The sequence below is a fragment of the Mariniflexile gromovii genome, from assembly GCF_017814435.1.
Lineage (GTDB): Bacteria > Bacteroidota > Bacteroidia > Flavobacteriales > Flavobacteriaceae > Mariniflexile > Mariniflexile gromovii.
The window spans coordinates 25995-48265 of record NZ_JAGJCB010000026.1 but is presented as its reverse complement, the minus strand read 5'-3'; the positions used below and the strand labels follow the sequence as shown (position 1 = coordinate 48265).

The following is a 22271-nucleotide window of genomic DNA, read 5'->3' as shown; positions in this document are numbered from 1 at the left end:
TGAGGGCAAAAATAAAATGTCTGTGTTAAACGCCGTGAGAAATAAAATCATTCACCGTATTTTTGCTGTAATAAAAAACCAAACTATTTATAAAAATAATTTGGTTTTATCATAGAAATCAACCTGACAAATAAAACTTAATGCACTTTTCAGACAACCTCATTTAGTATAAAATAAAAGGTTTTTTTAAGAGGCTAATTTTAAATTAGGTTTCAATGCTATCGCATCCGAAATTAATGAATGCCATTTCTCAATACGTTGCAATTCAAAATCTTCAGCTAAATCGTCATCCACATTAAAGAATTTAATAATCAAATTGGGCTTATTTGTAGATTTAAACGATAGTTCCAAATACAAATCTTTTAAACCTGTGATCTTTTTTTTATCGTAATTATAATTTTTAATAACATGGCATTGTTTAATGTCTTCTATGTTAATATTGGAAATTACAGGTTTTCCCGATTCAAAATATATATTAGTTAATATTTTATGGTCATTACTTAAACCAATAAAATTTTTACGCCATATTTCTTTAAGGCTGTAAATAATGCCGCTATCTTTTAAAACAGCATTGATATTTTTTTTTATGCTAACTGTGTTTTTTGTTCCGTTTAAAATAAAGTATAAGAAAGGGAGGAACACGCACAAGGTTAAAATTATTGAAAGAATTACTACTGATGTTTTCATCTTGTATATTGTTAAATTATTGTTTTTTTTGAATTGTTTAAAGCCCTCAGGATCATTTGTGATGATAGAGGTTTTGCTAAATATTTAAAAAAACAATAGGTTACAAGAAGGAGTGAAAAGGGTATATAATGCTTTGGGGTGTTAATTTTAAATCGATAAAATCACAAACCTTTAAATATTGTAACTCATTTTCAAAAACTACTTTATTTAAAGAGCTTTTAGCGTAAAAATGGTTTTGGAAGGTTGGCTCTTTTTCTGTATTAAAGCTTAATAACTCTTGAAAAGAATTATTTGAGGTAATAGCTAAGGCATTAAAAGAATGATCGATTTTAACATCGTGCGTAGGCGCAATTTTTTTTATAGCTAAATCACCTTCAGCTTCAGAAAGAAAAAAGGTAAATAAACTTAACGCAAGCGTTAAAAGCAAACTATTAAACTTTAGCATTTAGTAAAAAATTACAAAGTGTAAATGTATAAATAAAGCATGTTAAAAAAATAATAAAATTTCAAAAACAAAAAATGCGAACCGTTAAGCTCGCATTTTATTGGGTAAAACAAGTATAAATTACTTGTTCATATTTTTCATTTCGAAAATAAAGGTGTCTAAATCAACACCATTATTTACCAAAGTTAAAGCTTTGTCTACAACGTATTTTACGTTTTCAGGATGAAACCCTAGTCCCACACTAATTTTTCTAAGTAAAATTTCTTCATTATCACCCTTAATATGGTCAACATACACCATACGTGCCAAATCATACAAACGCTCCAAGCGTCTTTCGTAATCGTGTGGCGGATTGATAGGATGCGATTTATAATCCTGTAAAATTAGTTTATAATCACCCTCGCTAATATCTAAATTACGTGCTAAACGGTCTAAAAACGCTTTTTCATCTTCTGAAATAACGCCGTCATCCATTGCTACACGTACAATAGCAGCAAAATGATCTTCGTTACGCTTTTTAAATCCACTATCAAATAAATCTGAAAACGACATATCTTTTTTTGTTTTAAGTGTGCAAACCTACATATTTTTTTCGTTTTTTTTGTACTTGTTAAAGTGAAAAAAATATTAAAATCATTCCTTTTATCTAAGTTAATCAATAAAAATCATTTTTTAAAATATTAGAATGCTTTTTGGGCATTACCACAAGGGTCGCGCTTTCCGCTATATCTTTTTGCTTTTAATGGCAAAAAGGATGCCGCTTCAATCGCTAATGCGAATACTAAATAAAGCATCAACCTATCAGTAAGCAAAAAAACATTTACGAATTTAGGGTAAATCATTTCAAAAATAATTCTAAACAGTATCTTTGCACTTTAAAAACCCTATTATTAGGTGAGTAAAACCATACTTTCTCAAACCTACGCACAGACTTTGCAAACGCAAAATCTGCAAAATGCTATTGCCCAAACCAAAAGTAGAACACATTTAAAAGGACTTACGGGTTCTTCGTTTTCCTTTGTTGTTTCAAGTCTTTTCAGTCAAAATGAATTGCCTTTCCTGCTTGTATTTAATGATAAAGAAGAGGCCGCTTTTTATCTAAACGATTTAGAACAACTTTGTAACGATAAAGATGTGCTGTTTTACCCAGGTAGTTACCGCCGGCCTTATCAAATTGAGGAAACCGATAACGCCAACGTGCTCTTGCGAGCCGAGGTTTTAAACCGTATCAATTCCCGAAAAAAACCAGCCATTATTGTTACGTATCCCGATGCCCTTTTTGAACAAGTTGTTACTAGAAAAGAGTTGGAACGTAACACTTTAAAAGTGTCGGTTAACGATAAATTATCCATCGATTTTGTTAATGAAGTATTGTTTGAACACCAATTTAAACGTGTCGATTTTGTTACCGAACCTGGTGAATTTTCAGTTCGTGGTGGTATTGTGGATGTATTTTCGTTTTCAAACGATGAACCTTACCGTATCGAATTTTTTGGCGATGAGGTTGATAGTATAAGAACCTTTGATGTGGAAACGCAACTTTCCATAGAGCAGATTAAAAAAATCAACATCATTCCCAATGTTGCCAATAAACTATTGCAAGAAAGCAGACAAAGTTTTTTGGAATATATAGCACAAAAAACGGTGGTGTGCTTTAAAAATGTCGATTTGTTCTTTTCGCGCATCGACAATTTTTATGCCAAAGCTGAAGAAGCTTTTAAAACGCTATCTTCAGATATTAAACATGCCCAACCCGAAGCCTTATTCTGTAATTCTACGGTGTTAAAAAAGCAATTATTGGATTTTTCAATTGTTGAGTTTGGAAGTTCTGCGTTTTTTAAACCTAATGTCACGTCGAGCACAGTCGAGACGTCTCATCAAATTGAATTCAACACCTCCCCACAACCTTCTTTCAACAAACAATTCGATTTGTTAATTGAAGATTTAAATACTAATTGTGATAAGGGTTATACCAATTATATAGCCTGCGTGAGCGAGCAACAGGCGAAACGTTTTCACGATATTTTTGATGATTCCCATTTGGAAGTGAAGCCTTATAAAACCATTGTGCTTTCGTTGCATCAAGGTTTTATAGATCACGATAACCAAATAGTTTGTTATACCGACCATCAAATTTTTGAACGCTACCACAAGTTTCATGTTAAAAATGGCTATGCCAAAAAGCAAGCCATTACCTTAAAAGAACTTACTAATTTAGATATTGGCGATTATGTTACGCATATCGATCATGGTATTGGGCGTTTTGGCGGACTTCAAAAAATAGATGTTGAAGGCAAAAAACAGGAAGCGATTAAATTAGTTTATGGCGAGCGCGATGTGCTGTATTTAAGCATTCACTCCCTACATAAAATCACCAAGTTTAATGGGAAGGATGGGAAACCGCCTAAAATCTATAAACTAGGTAGTGCCGCATGGAAAACGCTTAAAGAGAAAACAAAATCGAGGGTTAAACATGTGGCGTTTAACCTGATAAAATTGTATGCCAAACGTAAAACCGAAAAAGGTTATCAATACAACCCGGACAGCTATATGCAACATGAGTTGGAAGCCTCTTTTATTTATGAAGATACGCCCGACCAAAGTACAGCAACTGCCGATATTAAAGCCGATATGGAAAGCGAACGTCCCATGGATAGACTCGTTTGTGGCGATGTTGGGTTTGGTAAAACCGAAGTCGCTATTCGTGCAGCGTTTAAAGCGGTTGATAACGGTAAACAAGTGGCTGTTTTGGTGCCAACCACTATTTTGGCGTATCAACACTCCAGAACTTTTGCAGAGCGTTTAAAGGATTTCCCGGTAACGGTAGATTATGTAAACCGTTTTAGAACGGCCAAAGAAAAACGAGAAACCTTAGAAAATTTAGAAAACGGTAAAGTTGATATCATTATAGGCACCCATCAACTGGTTAACAAAACCGTGAAATTTAAAGATTTAGGTTTGCTTATTGTTGATGAGGAACAAAAATTCGGCGTCGCAGTAAAAGAAAAACTTAAAACCTTAAAAGATAATGTAGATGTGTTGACTTTAACTGCAACACCCATCCCCAGAACGCTTCAGTTTAGCTTGATGGCGGCACGCGATTTGTCGGTCATCACCACGCCACCACCAAACCGCTATCCTATTGAAAGTCATGTGATTCGTTTTAATGAAGAAACCATTCGTGATGCCGTGAGCTATGAAATTGAACGTGGCGGACAAATTTTCTTCATTCACAACCGTATAGAAAATATTAAGGAGGTTGCTGGCTTAATTCAGCGCTTAGTGCCCGATGCTAAAATTGGCATTGGTCATGGACAAATGGATGGTAAAAAGCTGGAAGAATTGATGTTGGCATTTATGAACGGTGCTTTTGATGTGTTGGTAAGTACAACCATTGTGGAAAGCGGTTTAGACGTACCTAATGCCAATACCATTTTTATAAACAATGCCAATAATTTTGGGTTGAGCGACTTGCACCAAATGCGTGGTCGAGTAGGTAGAAGTAACAAGAAGGCATTTTGTTATTTTATTACGCCTGAGTATTCAGCCATGACCGATGATGCTAGAAAACGTATTACTGCTTTAGAGCAATTTACCGAATTGGGTAGTGGTTTTAACATTGCTATGAAAGATTTAGAAATTCGTGGTGCTGGTGATTTGTTGGGTGGCGAACAAAGCGGATTCATCAACGAAATTGGCTTCGATACCTATCAAAAAATACTAAATGAGGCTATTGAAGAACTCAAGGAAAATGAGTTTAAAGATTTGTATGAAGACCATAAAATTGAAAAAGTCTATGTTAAAGATGTAACCATCGATACAGATTTTGAATTGCTTTTCCCTGATGATTACGTAAATAATATTGCCGAACGTTTAAGTTTATATACAAAGCTTAACGACATAAAAACCGAAGCTGAATTGCAACAGTTTGAAACAGAATTGATAGACCGTTTTGGTGAATTGCCAAAACAAGTTAACGATTTGCTGGATAGCGTTCAAATTAAATGGATTGCTACCAAAGCTGGTTTTGAAAAAATTGTAATGAAACAAGGGAAACTTATTGGGTATTTTATAAATGACCAACAAAGTAGCTTTTACCAAAGCAGTAACTTTACAAAGGTTTTACAATTTGTGCAATCCAATTCAGGTAGTTGTAAAATGAAGGAGAAACAAACCAGAAATGGGCTGCGACTTATGCTTACTTTTGAAAATATAAAATCAGTAAAACAAGCATTAAAGGTGCTACAACCTATAGTGGTGTAATTATTGTGACGGAATAAATTATTAAGCATCAATGCTTTGACGCTTTAAAATATTAAAACAAAAAAATGTTATTTAGAATTGTTACCATACTAATATTATTACCTTATGCACTTTTGGCGCAACACACCATTAAAGGGGTGTTGTCTCCTGCAACAGATTTTGAGGTGGTTTTGTTATATAAAGTAACTCCAACCGTTTCGGAATATATCACCAATGCCGATGTTCAAAAAGATGGTAGTTTTCAATTTCAATTGGAAGCTTCAGCAGCACCAGGTATCTATCGTATGGTATACGCAGTGCCTCAAGAAGATTATAATTTTGATGTTATTTACAACGGAAAGGAAGATATTGTGCTTGCATTCAATACCGAAACGGGCATTACATTTAAATCTTCCATAGAAAACAAATTAATGGTGTCTTATAACAGCAGTATGTCTGCATTTACCCAAAGTATAAGCAATTATTATAGACAAGGCAAAAAAGATACTTTAGCCATAAAAGCTATATTTAAAACACAACGGGAAGCACAAATTCGCTACGAGAAGCAAGCTGAAAACACCATTGCATTACATTTTATCAAAGCAAATAAACCTTACATTCCTAAAAAATATGAAGATGTAAAAACCTATGTAAAGAATTTAAAAACCCATTATTTTGATAACATAGATTTTAATAACAAAACACTTCAAAGTTCCAGTTTTTTACAAGAACGTATGCTTAATTATGTGTTTGGAATTTCGGCTGAGGGTAAAGATGAAATCACCAATTACAAAAATAATATTGATGTATTTTATAATGCAATAAAAACAGTTCCTGCTGGCATTAAGCGTATTTTGTTGGTAGACTTGTGGCAAGAAATGGTCGATTTAAAACTAGAACCTGTTGCAAATCATATTTCCAAAAACTATTTATTGGATATTGCGAAGCTTTTAAAAGATAAAGAGCTGGTTGAAACTTTAACACGTTACAATAACTTATCAATTGGTCATAAAGCCCCCGATTTTTCTTTTGTAGTTGAAAAGAACAATCAAAAAACCACAAAAAAATTAAGCGAATTAAACAGTGCGGAAAAGTACATACTTGTTTTTTGGAGTAGTAGTTGTTCACATTGTTTAGATGAAATTCCGAAGTTGCAAAAGTTTATCAAATTGCGAGCAAAGGATAAATTGAAAGTGATTGCGGTAGGTTTAGAGGATGATGGTAAGGCTTGGAAAGAAACAATTAAAAGTTATCCAGAATTTATTCAAGTACTAGGTTTGGGAAAATGGGATAACAAAATAGGAAACGATTATGGAGTTACAGAAACCCCAACCTATTTTGTGTTAGATAAAAACAAGCATATTCTTGAAAAACCTGATAGTTTTGATGCTTTAAAAGCCTATTTAGAACAAAAATAATCCGATGAAATACATGTAAATCTGTTTATGTGTAAATTTTTTAAGATTTTATTTTAAAAATAAGTAGCTTATAAATTACAAACTTATATATTAGCCGCTAACCTAAAAATATATATAATGAAAAAAATTATCAAATTAAGTTATTTTCTTTTTGTTTCGTTAGCAATTGTTTCATGTTCTAAAGATGATGATGACAAAGAAATTTTTACCAATACCGTTGAATATGATGGCATTTCTTTTAATGTAGAGCAAGCTGACATTTTTGATTACGGTACTTATCAAGGTTACTATAATTATGAATTTGAATTAGAAGGAACATCAAGTGATGAGATTCCTTTTTACATTTATATGGATTTATATTCAAAAGGGACTGAATCATTTAGAACAGGAACTTTTGAATTTTATAACTCTGAAGATATAGAAGGAGCACCAGATTTCGTATTCGCATATGCAGAACTTAGAGTTGATAATGGTGACTACATAGAAGCTGTTGGTGGAACTATAACCGTTACTAAAAATGGTGATATTTATACCATAAGTGCACAGATAACTTTAGAAAACGACGAAGTTGTTACCGTTAGCTATAGTGGCGAACCTACTATTACTATTGATAATTAAGTTAGAAAAATAGATAATTAGTTAATAAGGCCCCTTTTTATAAGGGGCTTTTTTGTAGAGTAATGTGTCTTAAAAATGGTAAAAGGCATTTTCTAAATGCTCTATTTGAAATGTTTTCCCTTGTTTCACAATGGCAATAATATCAAAACGTACTTCAACATTTAGCCCATTTACTGTTACATATTCATCAACCGCTTTCACCAAACGTTGTATTTGTTTGGGTTTTACAAAATCTTGCGGATTCCCAAAATCTATCGTTGAACGCGTTTTTACTTCAATAATGGCCAGTATAGTGTCTTTTTTAGCTATAATATCCACTTCAGCTTTATCAAACCTGTAATTGCGTTCTATAATATCATAGCCATTTTCTAAAAGAAAATCAACTGCTAATAGTTCGCCTTTTTTACCGAGTTCGTTGTGTTGTGCCATTCTAATTTTCTGCAAAAGCAGATATCTAAATAATTAAAGAATCTAAAGTACATAAAATATCATTCATTTATAATTTTTAGACTTGTCTAAAAATATATTTACTTTTAAGTAAAATTTATTATATTTGTAGCCTAAAGTTAAAGTATGATTACATTATCAGAAGAAAATTATTTAAAAGCCATTTACCATTTAGGCAAACAAGGTGCAGCAGCAGTTAGCACCAACGCTATTGCAGAAAAGATAGAATCGAAAGCATCTTCGGTAACTGATATGGTTAAAAAATTGGCAGATAAAAACTTAGCGCACTATATAAAATATCAAGGGGTAAGTTTAACTAACGATGGACGTTTGGCAGCAGCATTAGTAGTTAGAAAACACCGTCTTTGGGAAGTTTTTTTAGTTGAGAAACTTAATTTTTCCTGGGATGAGGTTCACGATGTGGCAGAACAATTAGAACATATCAAATCCCAAAAATTGGTAAATGAATTGGATGCCTTTTTAGGATTTCCCACCCATGACCCACATGGCGACCCCATACCAGATAAAGATGGAAATTATGCGCCAATCAAAAGTGTTAATATTTTAGAATTGGAAATTGGGAGCGAAGGCGTTTTGTCACTTGTTAAAGATTCTTCTGATGTGTTTTTAAAATATTTAAACAAAAACAATTTGGCTTTGGGCGATGTTATTAAAGTTTTGGATTTTGAACCGTTTGACGATTCGGTAACCATTCAAACAAAAAACAAGCAAATTATTATTTCTAAGGAAGTTGCTAAAAATTTATACTTAAGTCAATAATATGAACTATAACCCCACATACGCACTCGTTCTGTTCTTTATTATCGCCGGCATTCTATATGTAGTGTTTAGGCCTACGAAAGGTTGGTTTTGGATTATAAAAAACAACTTTAGAAGCAACGAAAAAGTGGTAATTGAAGATGTTTTAAAGCAACTGTATCATTTTGAGAGTTCAGGAAATAAGGTCGATACCAAAACCCTAGTTCAAGTTTTGAATTTCAATAACAATCAAATTATTGAAGTTGTAAAAAAAATGACCATTAATGATTTAATTTATTTTGAAAAGGATGTTCTTAAACTAACGGATGCCGGTAGAGAGTATGCCTTAAGAATTGTTAGAATTCACCGCCTTTGGGAGCGTTATTTAGCTGATAAAACAGGTTTTAGCAAAGAGGAATGGCATGACCGAGCAGAAATGATGGAGCATAAATTAAGTCATGATGAAACCAATAGCTTGGCAGCCCATTTAGGAAACCCAAAGTTTGACCCACATGGCGATCCTATTCCAACAATAACAGGTAAGGTAGCAAAAGTTAATGGGGTGGAATTGCCTTTATTAGCTGTAAATACAGTTGGAAGAATTACCCATATTGAAGATGAGCCCGAGATTATTTACAAGCAAATTTTAGCCGAAAATATTCACATGGGTTCACTTATTAGAGTGATTGAGAATAATGCAACACGAATTGTTTTTCTATCGGAGGGTGAAGAATTTAGGCTAGCACCCATTGTAGCTGCAAATTTAACAGTGGCACCAATTGAAAAAGAAGTTTTTATTGAAGATAATATTGCCAGATTATCAAGTTTGAAAGAAGAAGAAACAGCAAAAATTATAGGAATTTCTAAAGAAAGTCGCGGTGAAAGCAGACGGCGCTTACTCGATTTAGGTTTTGTAAAAGGTGCCAACATAAAAATAGATTTAACAAATCCGTTAGGCGACCCCAATGCATACTTAATTAAAGGGACATCCATTGCGCTTCGAAAAGACCAAGCGGCAAAAATTCTTATTAAAAAAGATTAATTTATGGACACTAAAGTAAAAAGTGCCTGCGAAACCTGTGCTCATTTTAATGCAGATGGTTTAAAAAAACTAGGGATCAGTACAGAGAATGTCGATTTTGTAATCGCACTCGCAGGTAACCCAAATACAGGAAAAAGTACCGTTTTTAATTCATTAACGGGATTGAGACAACATACAGGAAATTGGCCTGGAAAAACAGTAACAAGAGCTGAAGGTGGTTTTGAATACAACAAGCAAAAATTCAAGTTGGTCGATTTACCGGGTACGTACTCATTACTTTCAACCTCTGAAGATGAAGCAGCGGCACGAGATTTTATCCTTTTTGGCAAACCCGATGTAACCGTTATTGTTGCAGATGCCAATAGGTTAGAGCGCAACCTAAACTTAGTACTTCAAATTTTAGAAATTACCGATAAAGCAGTGTTGTGTTTGAATTTGATGGATGAAGCGAAACGCAACCACATTATGATAGATGAACGAACTTTAGCGCGCGATTTGGGTATTCCCGTTGTTCCTACAAGTGCACGTTTTGGTCAAGGTATTCCAGAGTTGATTCATACCATAAGTGAAATTGCCAACGGTAACATCGTGTGTAAACCGCACCGTATTAAAAATGTACCTAGTAACATTGAAAATGCCGTAAAAACACTTTCATCAGAAATTGAAAAAGAGTTTCCAAATGTTCCAAATAGCAGATGGATTGCGTTCAGATTGTTGGAAGGTGATACACGGATTATTAATGCTTTAAAATCAGGTGAATTAGTTTAAAATCTTATTATGTCAAATAAAAATATAGATCATATATTAGAACTTTCCAATGAATTGCGTTGGCAAATAGGTGATGATTTTCACGATAATTTAACTGAAGGTATTTATGCCGATGCCGCTCAAATTGTGAGCGACACCGTGCAGGTTGATGACTCAAAAAAACGCTTTAGGTTAGATAGACAAATTGATAAAATAGTCACCAGCAAAACTTTTGGCTTTCCCATTATGTTTTTAATCCTGGCAACGGTGCTTTGGTTAACTATTATTGGGGCTAATTACCCATCATCGCTATTGGCGCAACTTTTATTGGATAATATCCATCCTGCATTAAAATCTTTTGCGGCAAGTATTAGTATGCCTTGGTGGTTAGATGGCTTTTTAATTGATGGGGTGTATTTGGCAGTGGCTTGGGTTATTGCAGTAATGCTACCACCTATGGCCATATTTTTCCCCATGTTCACGCTTTTGGAAGATTTTGGCTATTTGCCACGTGTTGCCTTTAATTTAGATAACTTGTTTAGAAAATCTGGTGCACACGGAAAGCAAGCGTTAACCATGACTATGGGTTTTGGTTGTAATGCCGCAGGCATTGTAGCTACCCGTATCATAGATAGTCCCAGAGAGCGTTTAATAGCCATAATAACAAATAATTTTTCGCTTTGTAATGGGCGCTGGCCTACGCAAATTTTAATTGCTACTATTTTTATAGGTGCCGTAGCTCCATCAGCATTTTCCAGCTTAATTTCGTTATTGGCTGTTATAGGCATTGCGGTTTTAGGAATGGCTTTTATGTTTGGAACCTCATGGGCATTATCAAAAACAGTATTAAAAGGGCAGGTGTCCACGTTTAATTTAGAATTGCCTCCGTACCGCCCGCCACGTTTTTGGAAAACCATTTATACATCTTTAATTGATAGAACATTAATAGTTTTATGGCGCGCCATTGTATTTGCGGCACCCGCTGGTGCAGTCATCTGGTTAATTTCTAATATTTATATTGGGAATGAAAGTGTTGCAGCATGGACCATACATTCCTTGGATGGATTTGGATTTCTTTTAGGGTTAAATGGTGTTATCCTATTAGCCTATATTGTGGCGATTCCTGCCAATGAAATAGTAATCCCTACCATATTAATGCTAACCGTTTTGGTGACTGGTATCGATGGAGGTGCGGGTGCAGGCGTCATGTTTGAACTCGATTCTGCCAATGCTACTGCCGATGTTTTAAAAGCTGGAGGCTGGACTTTACTAACGGCCATTAACCTCATGCTTTTTAGTTTGTTGCATAACCCATGTAGTACCACCATTTATACTATTTATAAAGAAACTAAAAGTGCAAAATGGACTGCTTTTGCATCTATTATGCCAGTAATTTTAGGATTCATTGTTACCTTTTTAGTGGCTCAAATTTGGCGAATTATATTTTAGCAACTGAAGTCACATCTGATCATTCGATAAACCCAATATTAAACATGAGAAAAGTAAATTTTATAGCTTTGGCACTGTGCTTAACAGGCTTTACAATGTTTTCACAAACCATAGTAACTGATAGACCCGACCAAACCGAAAGTTCTTCAACCATTGAAAGAGGAAGCTTGCAAATAGAAACCGGTATTTTATTGGGTTTTACTGAAGATGAATTTTCATCGGAAAGACAACTATTGGCACCAACAACTTTATTCAGATATGGTATAACAAGCGGTATGGAGTTGCGTGTCTTAAGTCAGTTTGAAAGCTTAAAAGAGCAAAATTCATCTCAAAAGGTGAGTGGCATTAGCGACTTGGAAATTGGGACCAAGATTCAGTTATTTAAAAAGGAAAGTGTGAATACCGAAATTGCTTTTCTTTCGCATCTTATTCTTCCAACAGGGTCGGAAGGGTTAACTAATGATTCCTATGGAACTATAAACAAACTTTCAATTTCGCATGCTTTAAGTGATGCTTTAGGTTTAGGTTATAACGTGGGTTACGATTATTTTGGTGAAGGTAAGGGTAATTTAACCTATTCAGTAGCTTTAGGTATTTCAATAACCGACACGTTTGGCATTTACGTAGAGCCCTACGGAAGTTTGAATGAGTTTGATACGTATGAATCTAGTTTTGATGCAGGTATTGCTTATTTATTGAAAGATAATTGCCAATTGGATTTTTCCTTTGGAACAGGTATCAATCATACCATGAATTATTTATCGGTGGGATGCAGCATCAATATAGCCAAAGCAAAATAAAAATTAGAAATTTAAAGAATAAGGTAAAAAAAGCAATTTTTATGTCAGGTCCAGCGCAGTCGAGACCTCATCATCACTCGAGATAATCGGATAATTTCTAGACTTTAATAGAAGTTACATCAGATTAGTTTAAGTAATAGCGATCTTAAAACTTATTCTTTAAACTTTACCTGTTTCAAAATAGCTTTAGGAAACTTTGTTATGGGTGTTATAGTTAGTTTTTTATAATAACATTCAGCAGCTTCCGATTGGATTTGAATTTGTCCTTTATTTAATGGAGAACCATCTGGTTTTTTAGCATTTTCCACAACCATAACCACTTCGCCATTTACTATATGTACCGCATTATTGCCAACTACATAAATCTCTAAAGTATTCCAATCGCCATGCGGTGCATCAAGTTCTTTGCTGGCACTGGTATAGCCAATTTTATCTAAGTAAGTGGAGCTATTTGGGTCGTAACTATTTCTTTTTTCGCCAACAGTTCCTCGAATTTCTACCAGAGGCCCAGGAACTTTTGGTGTAACAGCATTTCCTCCCAGCGGTATAAAATCGCCCAAATCTGTTTCTTGAACTTGATACTCCAAAGAGGTTTTCCAAGTCGTCCAAAAACGACCATGCTCGCCATAACAATGGTACAAGATGCCGCTATCTCTTAATTCGTTTAAACGTGGTTCCCATTTTTTATCACCCCATTTAAACATGGTGCTTAAATGGTAATTTTCGAACTCCTTTTTGGTAGTCACACAACCATAAATTTCCCCAGATATTTTTAAAACCGGTTCATCATTTTCAATAAAAACAGTAAATACGTTTTTTATGTCGTTATTTAGCCCAAGTGGTTCCCCTTTGTAAACATTGTCTGCTTGGTAAGTGCCTTCAGGTAAATCTTTAACCGTGGTATGAGGAATTCCTATCCATGTATCAAAATAAGACAAATCAATATCCAATAAATCAATGGATTTTGGTTTTTTTTGAGAAAAGCTATTTAAACTGAAACATGTAATTAAAAGAAAAGTAAATCTAAAAAGAAGCGTCATTTTTATAAAATATGAAGTTGAGCTCAAATATATAGAAAATACTTTAGATAAAAATTATAAGCGATCAAGAATTCTATATTTAATGGCATCCACAACCATCATCGCCACCACTACAGGATTTTTTTGAAGCGGGTTTTTTCCAAATGAATTTTTTAATCAAAAAGATGAAGGCAAATCCAATGGCGACAAAAACCAATATGTTTTGAATGATGGTGTTCATGATTGTTTGGTCGATGCTATTCTAGTTTCATTTCAAGATTTCTGAGAAATCAGGAATTTGTTATTTCAAAAATTGATACGCAATTAAGGCAACAATGTATGCAAAGCCACTCATTATAAATAATTGTAATGTGGGCCATTTCCAACTGTTGGTTTCTTTTTTAACAACAGCAAGGGTGCTCATGCACTGCATAGCAAAGGCATAAAAAAGCAGTAATGAAATACCCGATGCAAAGTTAAATAAAGGGCCACCAAGAATGGGGTTTACTTCAGCAGCCATACGGTTTTTTATGGTAGCTTCATCATCATTTCCAACACTGTATATGGTTGCTAGCGTTCCCACAAATACTTCACGGGCGGCAAAACTACTTACTATGGCAATGCCTATTTTCCAATCGTAACCTAAAGGCCTTATAGCGGGTTCTATGGCTCGACCTGTAATGCCTATATAAGAATGTTCCAACTTATATGAAGCAATATGTTGATTTATTTCTTCTTCAGATAATTGTTGGGATGCATATTCGGTTTTAATGATGGTTTCAGCATTATTAAAATCATCACCAGGACCATAAGATGCTAAAAACCATAAGATAATAGAAATGGCAAGAATAATTTTTCCTGCGCCAAACACAAACGATTTTGTTTTTTCAAGTACTGTTAACGCTACATTTTTAATCATGGGGAGCTTGTAGTTAGGCATTTCAACCACAAAAAACGTTTTGCTTTTTATTTTTAAAACGTTGTTTAAAATTTTGGCTGCAAGTACCGCAGTTGCAAATCCAATAAGGTATAAAAGCATGAGGGTTAAAGCTTGATAGCCCAATCCTAAAAAGCGCCCTTCGGGAATGATGAGCGAAATAATAATTAAATATACAGGCAAGCGGGCAGAACAGGTTGTAAAAGGCGTTACCAAAATGGTTATTAAACGCTCTTTCCAGCTTTCAATATTTCGGGTTGCCATAATAGCGGGAATAGCGCAGGCAGTACCAGAAATTAAGGGTACCACACTTTTTCCGCTTAAACCAAAACGGCGCATAACTCTGTCCATTAAAAACACTACGCGACTCATATAACCACTTTCCTCTAGTACAGAAATAAATAAAAATAAAAATGCAATTTGTGGAATGAAAATAACAATGCCACCAAGCCCAGGAATGATACCTTCAGCCAATAAACTGGTAAAAGCACCTTCAGGTAATTGGTTTTTTGTCCATTCACTTAAAGAAGCAAAAGCATTATCTATAAAGTCCATTGGAACGCTGGACCAATCGTAAATGGCTTGAAATATGGTTAATAAGATGACAAAGAAAATAACATAACCCCAAACTTTGTGGGTTAAAATACGGTCTAGTTTCGAGCGTAAATCTTTGGCTTGCGATACATCAATAGCTTGCCCATGTTTAAGCACGTTGTTTATAAACTGATAGCGTTTTATGGTTTCCTTTTGCTGTAATCGTTTTAAATCGGCTTTACTTTTAGTTTTAAAGTTGGCAACAGCTTCAATTTCATTTCTATCAGTTTTTCCAAAGTTGACATCTTGGGTAATTACCAGCCACAATTTGTATAAAAGCTGATTTGGAAATGCTTTTTGTAAATTTTCAAAGTATTCTTTATCAATATCCGAAGCATTAATACAAGGTGTTACCGATACTTCTTTGTAATTGGCAATAAGATGTTTTAAATTATCAATACCCTCATTTTTTCTGGTACTAATTAAGGCTATTTTAGTTTGAAGATGTTCTTCTAAATAATCAATATCCAACGAAATTCCTTTATAACGCATTCTATCAGCCATATTAATAACCAATAGGGTTGGTATTTCCAAATCTTTAATCTGCGTAAAAAGTAATAGGTTGCGCTTTAAATTTTCAACATCGGTAACAACAACCGCTATGTCTGGAAAATCCTTGTCGTTTTTGTTCAGAAGCAGTTCAATAACAACATTTTCATCTAAAGACGATGCATTTAAGCTATAAGTACCCGGTAAATCTATAATATGTGCCTTAACACCTCGAGGTAATTTGCAGATACCTTCCTTTTTTTCAACCGTAATACCCGGATAATTTCCAACTTTTTGGTTTAAACCAGTAAGCGCGTTAAAAACCGAGGTTTTCCCCGTATTTGGGTTACCAATTAAGGCAACATTTATTTGCTTGCTCATACTTCTTTTTCAATTAAAATATGAATAGCCGTTTCTTTTCTAATCGCTAAATGGGTGCCATTAATGTTTAAATACATAGGGTCTTGAAAGGGTGCTAATTGAACAAGTTCTACCAAATTACCAGGTAAACAGCCCATTTCTAGAAGTTTTAATGGAATATGAATGGAAGAAACATCAATAATAATGGCGCGTTCCCCTCGTTTTAATTCGGCTAATGTATTTTGCAAACTTATTTAGATTGATTTTAAAGAAGCAAAAGTAAGGGAAAAGTTTAAAAGGGAAAAGTTTAAAGGTTTAAAAGTTCCATAATACTAAATAAATGCTATTTTTTTGGAGTTACCACAAGGGTCGGGCTTTACGTTACAAGTCCTCGCTCGTACCTCGCTGTGGGCTTTTCACTTCAATCCCTAACGCAAGCCTTAACTAAATAACAAACCTACTTTTCTTGTTTTAGAATTTCAATGTCTTCAAGTAATTTATCAATATCTTCAGCATTGGTACCATCGTAAAACCCACGAATTTGGCGCTTTTTATCAATAAGCATAAAGTTTTCGGTGTGTATCATATCAAAAGGGCCACCATCACCAAAATCTTTAACCGCTAAATAGCTTTTTCTTGCCAATTCGTAAATTTGTTTTTTGTCGCCTGTAACCAAATTCCATTTGGCGTCCATCACACCTTTTTCCAAAGCATAACGTTTTAATTGTGCCACGGTATCAATTTCTGGCGTTACGGTGTGCGAAAGCAGCATCACAGCATCATCATTCTTAATTTTATCTTGTATTTGCGTCATGTGGTTTGTCATGATCGGGCAAATGGTTTGGCAAGTTGTAAAAAAGAAATCGGCCACATAAATTTTATCCTTATAATTGTTTTGGGTAATGGTTTTTCCGTTTTGATTGATAAGCTTAAAGTCGGCTATTTTATGATATTTTTTTTGATATTGAATAGTGCTATCCACCAACTCGGTACTAACCATGGCAGGTTGATAAACTGGTAACGGTTGGTACACATTTAATGTGTTGTAAATTATTGTAACAATGATGATGGATAAAATCAAAAATACAATTCCAAAAGTTTTATAGTCTTTAAAAAAAGAAAGCATTTAATTATTTATTTAAGGCTTTAGTAAGTATAAGTTGCAAAAATACGACACATAAATAATAAATTGGTATTTTTAACAATACTTAAATGCTTTAAAAAATTATATAAATGAAAATACGGCTGTTATTTGTATTCTATTTGTTTTCATTGGCTCTTTTCGGACAGGATTTTAATGAAACATTAAAGTCTATCAGAACTGCTGAAGCTACATCTGCCATGAAAAAAATGCTTCAAAAAGCCAATGCAAATACAGGTAATTATGATGTGAAATACCACCGTTTGGAGTTTAGTTTAGATCCTTCGGTAGCTTTTATTTCTGGTGCTGTTACTACCTATTTTGAAGCTAAAGAAAATTTAAATCAAGTTACTTTCGATTTGTCAAATAACATGATAGTTTCACAGGTAACACAACGCGGAAACACGCTTTCCTTTACCCAAAACACCAATGACGAGTTGGTTATAGCATTGCCAACCATTCAAAATACAGGTGTTTTAGATTCGTTAACCATAAGCTATTCTGGAAACCCAATCAGTTCCGGTTTTGGCTCTTTTGAACAAACCCAACATGAAGGCGACCCTGTAATTTGGACGCTTTCAGAGCCTTATGGCGCCAAAGGTTGGTGGCCTTGTAAACAAGATTTGAATGATAAAATTGATAATATTGATGTGTACATTACAACGCCTCAATTCAATCCTTCAAACGAAGAATACATGGCCGTTTCAAATGGTTTAGAGCAAAGTCAAAAAATTAACGGAAGCAATAAAACTACACATTTCAAACACGGTTACCCAATTCCTGCCTATTTAATAGCTATTGCAGTAACCAATTACGAAGTGTATGCGCATACAGTACCAAACAATGGAAACCCTTTTGATATTGTAAACTATGTGTATCCAGAAAACCTAGGTTATGCCCAAGCAAGCACACCTGTAACGGTTGATATTATGAACCTATTTACCAATTTGTTTGAAGAATACCCGTTTGCAAACGAAAAATATGGACATGCACAATTTGGTTGGGGTGGCGGTATGGAGCATACAACGGTATCGTTTATGGGGAATTTTAGCAGAAATTTAATTGCTCACGAACTGGCGCATCAATGGTTTGGAAATAAAATAACCTGTGGTAGTTGGAAAGATATTTGGCTAAACGAAGGTTTTGCCACCTATTTGTCGGGCTTAACTATTGAACATCTTGATGGTAATAATGCTTTTGCAACTTGGAAACAAGAACGCAACGCATCCATTACATCGGCAACTAATGGTGCGGTATATTTAACAGATGCCGATACAACTAATGTGAATAGAATTTTTAGTAGTCGATTAACCTATAATAAAGGTGCCATGGTTTTGCATATGCTAAGAAAAAAACTGGGTGATGCTAACTTTTTTCAAGGAGTTAAAAATTATTTAAGCAACCCAAACCACGCATATGCATATGCAAAAACGCCCGATTTTATAAGTATTATGGAAGCTCTAAGTGGTGAAAATTTAACGGAATTTTTTAATGATTGGTTGTACAATCATGGGTATCCATCCTATACAGTACAGTGGAGTCAGCCAACCGCTAATCAAGTTTCAATTAGTATTTCGCAAACGCAAAGTGATGCTTCTGTTACTTTTTTTGAAGCACCGGTAACTTTACGGCTTACAGGAACATTAGGCGAAATGCTAGATGTAACCCTTAACAACACAGTTAATAATCAAACTTTTTTAAGCTCGGTTAATTTTACGGTAGCATCCATTCAATTTGATCCAGAATCGGATTTAATTTCAAAAAACAACAATGTTTCTTTAGGAATCAACCACACAGATTTTCAATCAGATTTTGTTATTCACCCAAATCCTTCAACCAATGCGTTTTATGTGGTTAAACCTGAAAATGTTGAGGTAAATGAAGTAAGGATATTCAATACACTTGGTCAACTTTTAATTAAAACTAATTGGTCGCCCATAATCAATGCATCATACTTTGCTTCGGGTATGCTCTTTGTTCAGTTTCATACCAATGCGGGCATAATTAATAAAACGGTGTTAAAAAATTAGCAATACTTCGTATTATGTTTTCTAAATGGTCTTAAAAGCTTACTTTTGTCCGATTATAAAAAAAACCTAATACATGTCTGTATTTTTAATAAAAGCGGCTCAATTATTATTAAGCCTTTCCATATTGGTAGTTTTACACGAATTGGGGCATTTTATCCCAGCAAAATTGTTTAAAACCAGAGTAGAAAAATTCTATTTATTTTTTGATGTTAAGTTTTCACTATTTAAAAAGAAAATAGGTGATACGGTTTACGGAATTGGTTGGTTGCCATTAGGGGGTTATGTAAAAATATCTGGAATGATAGACGAAAGCATGGATACCGAGCAAATGGCTTTACCGCCACAACCTTGGGAATTTCGTTCAAAACCTGCATGGCAACGCCTTATTATTATGCTAGGTGGTGTAACGGTGAATTTTATTTTAGCGTTCTTTTTATTTATAATGATGCTTTTTGTTTGGGGGACCAATTACACAACAAAAGACGATATTAAATATGGTTTTGGTGTAGCAAAAACTTTGGAGTCTTACGGATTTCAGCAAGGAGATAAAATTATATCTGTAGATGGAAAGCCTTATGAAGACCTAACCATAGATATTAATAAATATATCATGTTTAGAGAAGTTGGGTCTATTAAAGTAGAACATGCTGATGGAACGGTTGCCGATATTCAACTTCCAGAAGATATAGGTACGAAACTTTTTGAAGCAGGCGATATACCAGCTCTGGCGCCTCGTTACCCGTTTCAGTTAGATTCAGTAGTTGCAGATTCTCCAGCAGATAAAGCAGGATTGAAAGTTAACGACAGGATTGTTGCAGTAAACGGTCAGCCTATTGAATATTATTCCGATTTAACATATCAAATAAAGAATAATAATGATAACACTTTAAATGTTGACATAGAGCGTAATAATGAAATTAAAAGCTTAAGTATAACACGAGGCGAAGATAAAACGATAGGAATCCTATCAACGGTAGCCGATTTGGATTATATTAAAGTGCAAAATAAAGAATATAGTTTATCTGAAAGTATTTCAGGAGGTATAAGCAAAGGATATTGGGAGGTTAAAGATTATTTAGCGCAATTTAAATACATCTTTACCAAGAAGGGAGCTTCTCAAATAGGTGGTTTTGCTGCTATTGGCAACATGTTTCCTGCACAATGGAACTGGCAAGCCTTTTGGTATTTAACAGCCTTTTTATCTATTATGTTGGCGGTATTGAATTTATTACCTATTCCTGCTCTAGATGGTGGACACGTTATGTTTTTACTTTATGAAATGGTTTCTGGAAGAAAGCCAGGAGATAAGTTTATGGAGTACGCACAAATGGTAGGTTTCTTTATATTAATAGCCTTAGTTTTGTTCGCAAACGGTAACGATATTTTTAAAGCAATTTTTAATTAAAATTTTTTAAAAAAATGTTTGCAGTAATTGAAAAGATATATATATTTGCGCTCGCTTAGGCGAAAAACAAACACTCCTCCTTAGCTCAGTTGGTTAGAGCATTTGACTGTTAATCAAAGGGTCCTTGGTTCGAGCCCAAGAGGGGGAGCAAAAACAAGAAAAAGACTTTACAGAAATGTAAGGTCTTTTTTGGTTTTATACGGTATCTACAGGCGGTTTACACTAGTATTGGTATTCATTTCATTTTATTCAAAAGTCAACTTTGATAAGTTTTTTTGCTAAAAAAAGACACCCATTTGGACACCCATCCATTTTAAAAAGACACCCATTAATCAAAAACTAAAACCAATGAAAATCAATATATTATTTATAACTAATAAACAGAAAGTTAATTCCAAGGGACTTTGTCCGATAATGTGTAGACTTACATATAATAAAAATAGAAAAACCTTTAGTACAGGTCAATTTATAAACCCAAATAATTGGGACAGTAAAAAACAAATTGTCAAACCACCTGAACTTGATTTAGATACTATAAACAATCAACTAAGCCTTATTAAAACAAAACTTAATAAGGCTTTTTTATTGCTTCAAGTTAAGGACGAGTTTTTTAGCTTAGAAGATATTTATAGCCTTTATTTAGGCAAGAAAACACAAAAGGAATACAATGTAGTTGAGTATTTTGAAATGTACTTAAACAAGCTTAAAACACTTGTTGGCATTGATATTAAACAAGTAACATGGAACAAGTTTGATTATGTTAAAACAGATATTCAAACCTTTATTAAATGGAAGTTTAAAGTTAATGATATACCCTTAAGAAAGCTAGAAGCTAACTTTTTAACAGAATTAGAATACTATTTAAAAGTAAAGAAGAAGAAATTGAAGCAAGTAACTATCAACAAGAAAATCCAACGCTTCAGAAAGGTAGTAAAAGTTGCTGTTGCAGAAAACTTTTTAGAAAAAGACCCTTTTATACTTTACAAAACTAAGACTGTTAAAATAGAGGTTGTATTTCTTACTCCAGAAGAACTTAAAAAACTAGAAGAGCATGAGTTTACTCAACCAAGATTACAATTTGTTAAAGACTTATTTATATTCTGCTGTTACACTGGCTTACCATATAGGGAGCTAATGGACTTAAAGTATTCCAATATTATTAAAGGATTTGATGGTAACAAATGGATTAAGATGAAGCGTGAAAAAACCTCAAAAGCATTATCAATACCATTACTGCCTAAAGCACTTGAAATTATAGAACGCTATGGTAGTAGTGAAAAGTACGTGTTTGCCAGAATAAGTAATCAGCGATATAACTCCTATTTAAAAGAAATAGCTGCTATTATTGGAATTGATAAAAACTTCACTACTCATATGGCTAGAAGAACTTTTGCGTCTACTGTATTGCTTTATAATGATGTACCTATGGAAATAGTTAGTGAACTGTTAGGGCATAGCAACATGAAAATAACGCAAGATAGTTATGGTAAAGTAGTGCAGAAAAAGGTTAGTCTTGAAATTGATAAGGTAAGAAAGCTAGGTAGAGTAGATGAAAAGAGAATTAATTTGGAGACAAAAAAATAAGGGACTAAGGATAATAATATTGTTATTATTCCTAGATTTACCTTGCTTAAATTTAGCC

General features: G+C 34.0%; 19 protein-coding genes, 1 tRNA gene and 1 pseudogene. 11 read left to right on the top strand and 10 right to left on the bottom strand.

The window, feature by feature from the left end; translation table 11 throughout:
• Positions 1-186 precede the first annotated feature (186 nt).
• From J8H85_RS17460 to J8H85_RS17445, 4 genes are all read right to left on the bottom strand, one after another.
• Complete coding sequence (locus J8H85_RS17460) at positions 187-687, bottom strand: hypothetical protein (protein WP_209656773.1); 501 nt, start codon at positions 685-687, stop codon at positions 187-189.
• 100 nt (positions 688-787) lie between these two features.
• Positions 788-1132: a hypothetical protein gene (locus J8H85_RS17455; RefSeq protein ID WP_209656771.1), complete on the bottom strand. Its 345-nt coding sequence runs from the start codon at positions 1130-1132 to the stop codon at positions 788-790.
• Positions 1133-1252: 120 nt separating this feature from the next.
• Complete coding sequence (locus tag J8H85_RS17450) at positions 1253-1684, bottom strand: tellurite resistance TerB family protein (protein WP_209656769.1); 432 nt, start codon at positions 1682-1684, stop codon at positions 1253-1255.
• Between the two features lie 128 nt (positions 1685-1812).
• Positions 1813-1974 carry a hypothetical protein gene (locus J8H85_RS17445; RefSeq protein WP_209656767.1) on the bottom strand — a complete coding sequence of 54 codons (162 nt, stop codon included), beginning with the start codon at positions 1972-1974 and terminating at the stop codon, positions 1813-1815.
• A 52-nt stretch (positions 1975-2026) separates the two neighbouring features.
• Here J8H85_RS17445 and mfd point away from each other — a divergent pair, with 52 nt between their 5' ends.
• The 3 genes from mfd (at position 2027) to J8H85_RS17430 (ending at position 7410) form a co-directional block, all read left to right on the top strand.
• The gene (gene mfd / locus J8H85_RS17440; protein ID WP_209656765.1) at positions 2027-5395 is read left to right on the top strand and encodes a transcription-repair coupling factor; all 3369 of its coding nucleotides are present in this window, start codon (positions 2027-2029) and stop codon (positions 5393-5395) included.
• Between the two features lie 65 nt (positions 5396-5460).
• Positions 5461-6792, top strand: coding sequence for a TlpA family protein disulfide reductase (locus J8H85_RS17435; protein ID WP_209656763.1), 1332 nt, complete (start codon positions 5461-5463; stop codon positions 6790-6792).
• A 117-nt stretch (positions 6793-6909) separates the two neighbouring features.
• On the top strand, positions 6910-7410 hold the full coding sequence (locus J8H85_RS17430; RefSeq protein WP_209656762.1) for a hypothetical protein: 501 nt from the start codon (positions 6910-6912) through the stop codon (positions 7408-7410).
• Positions 7411-7479: 69 nt separating this feature from the next.
• Here J8H85_RS17430 and J8H85_RS17425 read toward each other — a convergent pair whose 3' ends face one another.
• Positions 7480-7839, bottom strand: a complete 360-nt coding sequence (locus tag J8H85_RS17425) for a YraN family protein (RefSeq protein ID WP_209656776.1) — start codon at positions 7837-7839, stop codon at positions 7480-7482.
• 144 nt (positions 7840-7983) lie between these two features.
• Here J8H85_RS17425 and J8H85_RS17420 point away from each other — a divergent pair, with 144 nt between their 5' ends.
• The 4 genes and pseudogenes from J8H85_RS17420 (at position 7984) to J8H85_RS17405 (ending at position 12654) form a co-directional block, all read left to right on the top strand.
• Complete coding sequence (locus J8H85_RS17420; protein WP_209656760.1) at positions 7984-8637, top strand: metal-dependent transcriptional regulator; 654 nt, start codon at positions 7984-7986, stop codon at positions 8635-8637.
• A 1-nt stretch (position 8638) separates the two neighbouring features.
• The gene (locus tag J8H85_RS17415) at positions 8639-9658 is read left to right on the top strand and encodes a metal-dependent transcriptional regulator (RefSeq protein ID WP_209656758.1); all 1020 of its coding nucleotides are present in this window, start codon (positions 8639-8641) and stop codon (positions 9656-9658) included.
• A gap of 3 nt (positions 9659-9661) precedes the next feature.
• Positions 9662-11854 (top strand): annotated as a pseudogene (gene feoB / locus J8H85_RS17410) (ferrous iron transport protein B).
• A gap of 44 nt (positions 11855-11898) precedes the next feature.
• Positions 11899-12654 (top strand): transporter, encoded by a 756-nt coding sequence (locus tag J8H85_RS17405; RefSeq protein ID WP_209656756.1) that lies wholly within the window; start codon positions 11899-11901, stop codon positions 12652-12654.
• A gap of 152 nt (positions 12655-12806) precedes the next feature.
• Here the strand turns inward: J8H85_RS17405 and J8H85_RS17400 are convergent, their stop codons facing one another.
• The 5 genes from J8H85_RS17400 to J8H85_RS17380 all read right to left on the bottom strand — a co-directional run bounded on the left by J8H85_RS17400 (position 12807) and on the right by J8H85_RS17380 (position 17179).
• Positions 12807-13694, bottom strand: coding sequence for a 3-keto-disaccharide hydrolase (locus J8H85_RS17400; protein ID WP_209656754.1), 888 nt, complete (start codon positions 13692-13694; stop codon positions 12807-12809).
• Positions 13695-13773: 79 nt separating this feature from the next.
• Positions 13774-13914, bottom strand: a complete 141-nt coding sequence (locus J8H85_RS17395) for a FeoB-associated Cys-rich membrane protein (RefSeq protein ID WP_209656752.1) — start codon at positions 13912-13914, stop codon at positions 13774-13776.
• A gap of 60 nt (positions 13915-13974) precedes the next feature.
• Positions 13975-16074, bottom strand: coding sequence for a ferrous iron transport protein B (feoB, locus tag J8H85_RS17390; RefSeq protein WP_209656750.1), 2100 nt, complete (start codon positions 16072-16074; stop codon positions 13975-13977).
• On the bottom strand, positions 16071-16301 hold the full coding sequence (locus J8H85_RS17385) for a FeoA family protein (RefSeq protein ID WP_209656748.1): 231 nt from the start codon (positions 16299-16301) through the stop codon (positions 16071-16073). Before J8H85_RS17385 ends, feoB (J8H85_RS17390) begins: the two co-directional genes overlap by 4 nt.
• 209 nt (positions 16302-16510) lie before the next feature.
• Positions 16511-17179: an SCO family protein gene (locus J8H85_RS17380; protein WP_209656746.1), complete on the bottom strand. Its 669-nt coding sequence runs from the start codon at positions 17177-17179 to the stop codon at positions 16511-16513.
• 107 nt (positions 17180-17286) lie between these two features.
• Between J8H85_RS17380 and J8H85_RS17375 the strand changes: the two genes are divergently transcribed.
• The 4 genes from J8H85_RS17375 to J8H85_RS17360 all read left to right on the top strand — a co-directional run bounded on the left by J8H85_RS17375 (position 17287) and on the right by J8H85_RS17360 (position 22213).
• A complete protein-coding gene (locus tag J8H85_RS17375) occupies positions 17287-19224 on the top strand; it encodes a M1 family aminopeptidase (protein ID WP_209656745.1) in 1938 nt (645 codons plus the stop codon).
• A gap of 73 nt (positions 19225-19297) precedes the next feature.
• Positions 19298-20629: an RIP metalloprotease RseP gene (rseP, locus tag J8H85_RS17370; RefSeq protein WP_209656743.1), complete on the top strand. Its 1332-nt coding sequence runs from the start codon at positions 19298-19300 to the stop codon at positions 20627-20629.
• Between the two features lie 74 nt (positions 20630-20703).
• Positions 20704-20777: transfer RNA gene (locus tag J8H85_RS17365), tRNA-Asn, on the top strand.
• Positions 20778-20977: 200 nt separating this feature from the next.
• On the top strand, positions 20978-22213 hold the full coding sequence (locus tag J8H85_RS17360) for a site-specific integrase (RefSeq protein WP_209656741.1): 1236 nt from the start codon (positions 20978-20980) through the stop codon (positions 22211-22213).
• Positions 22214-22271: the final 58 nt, after the last annotated feature.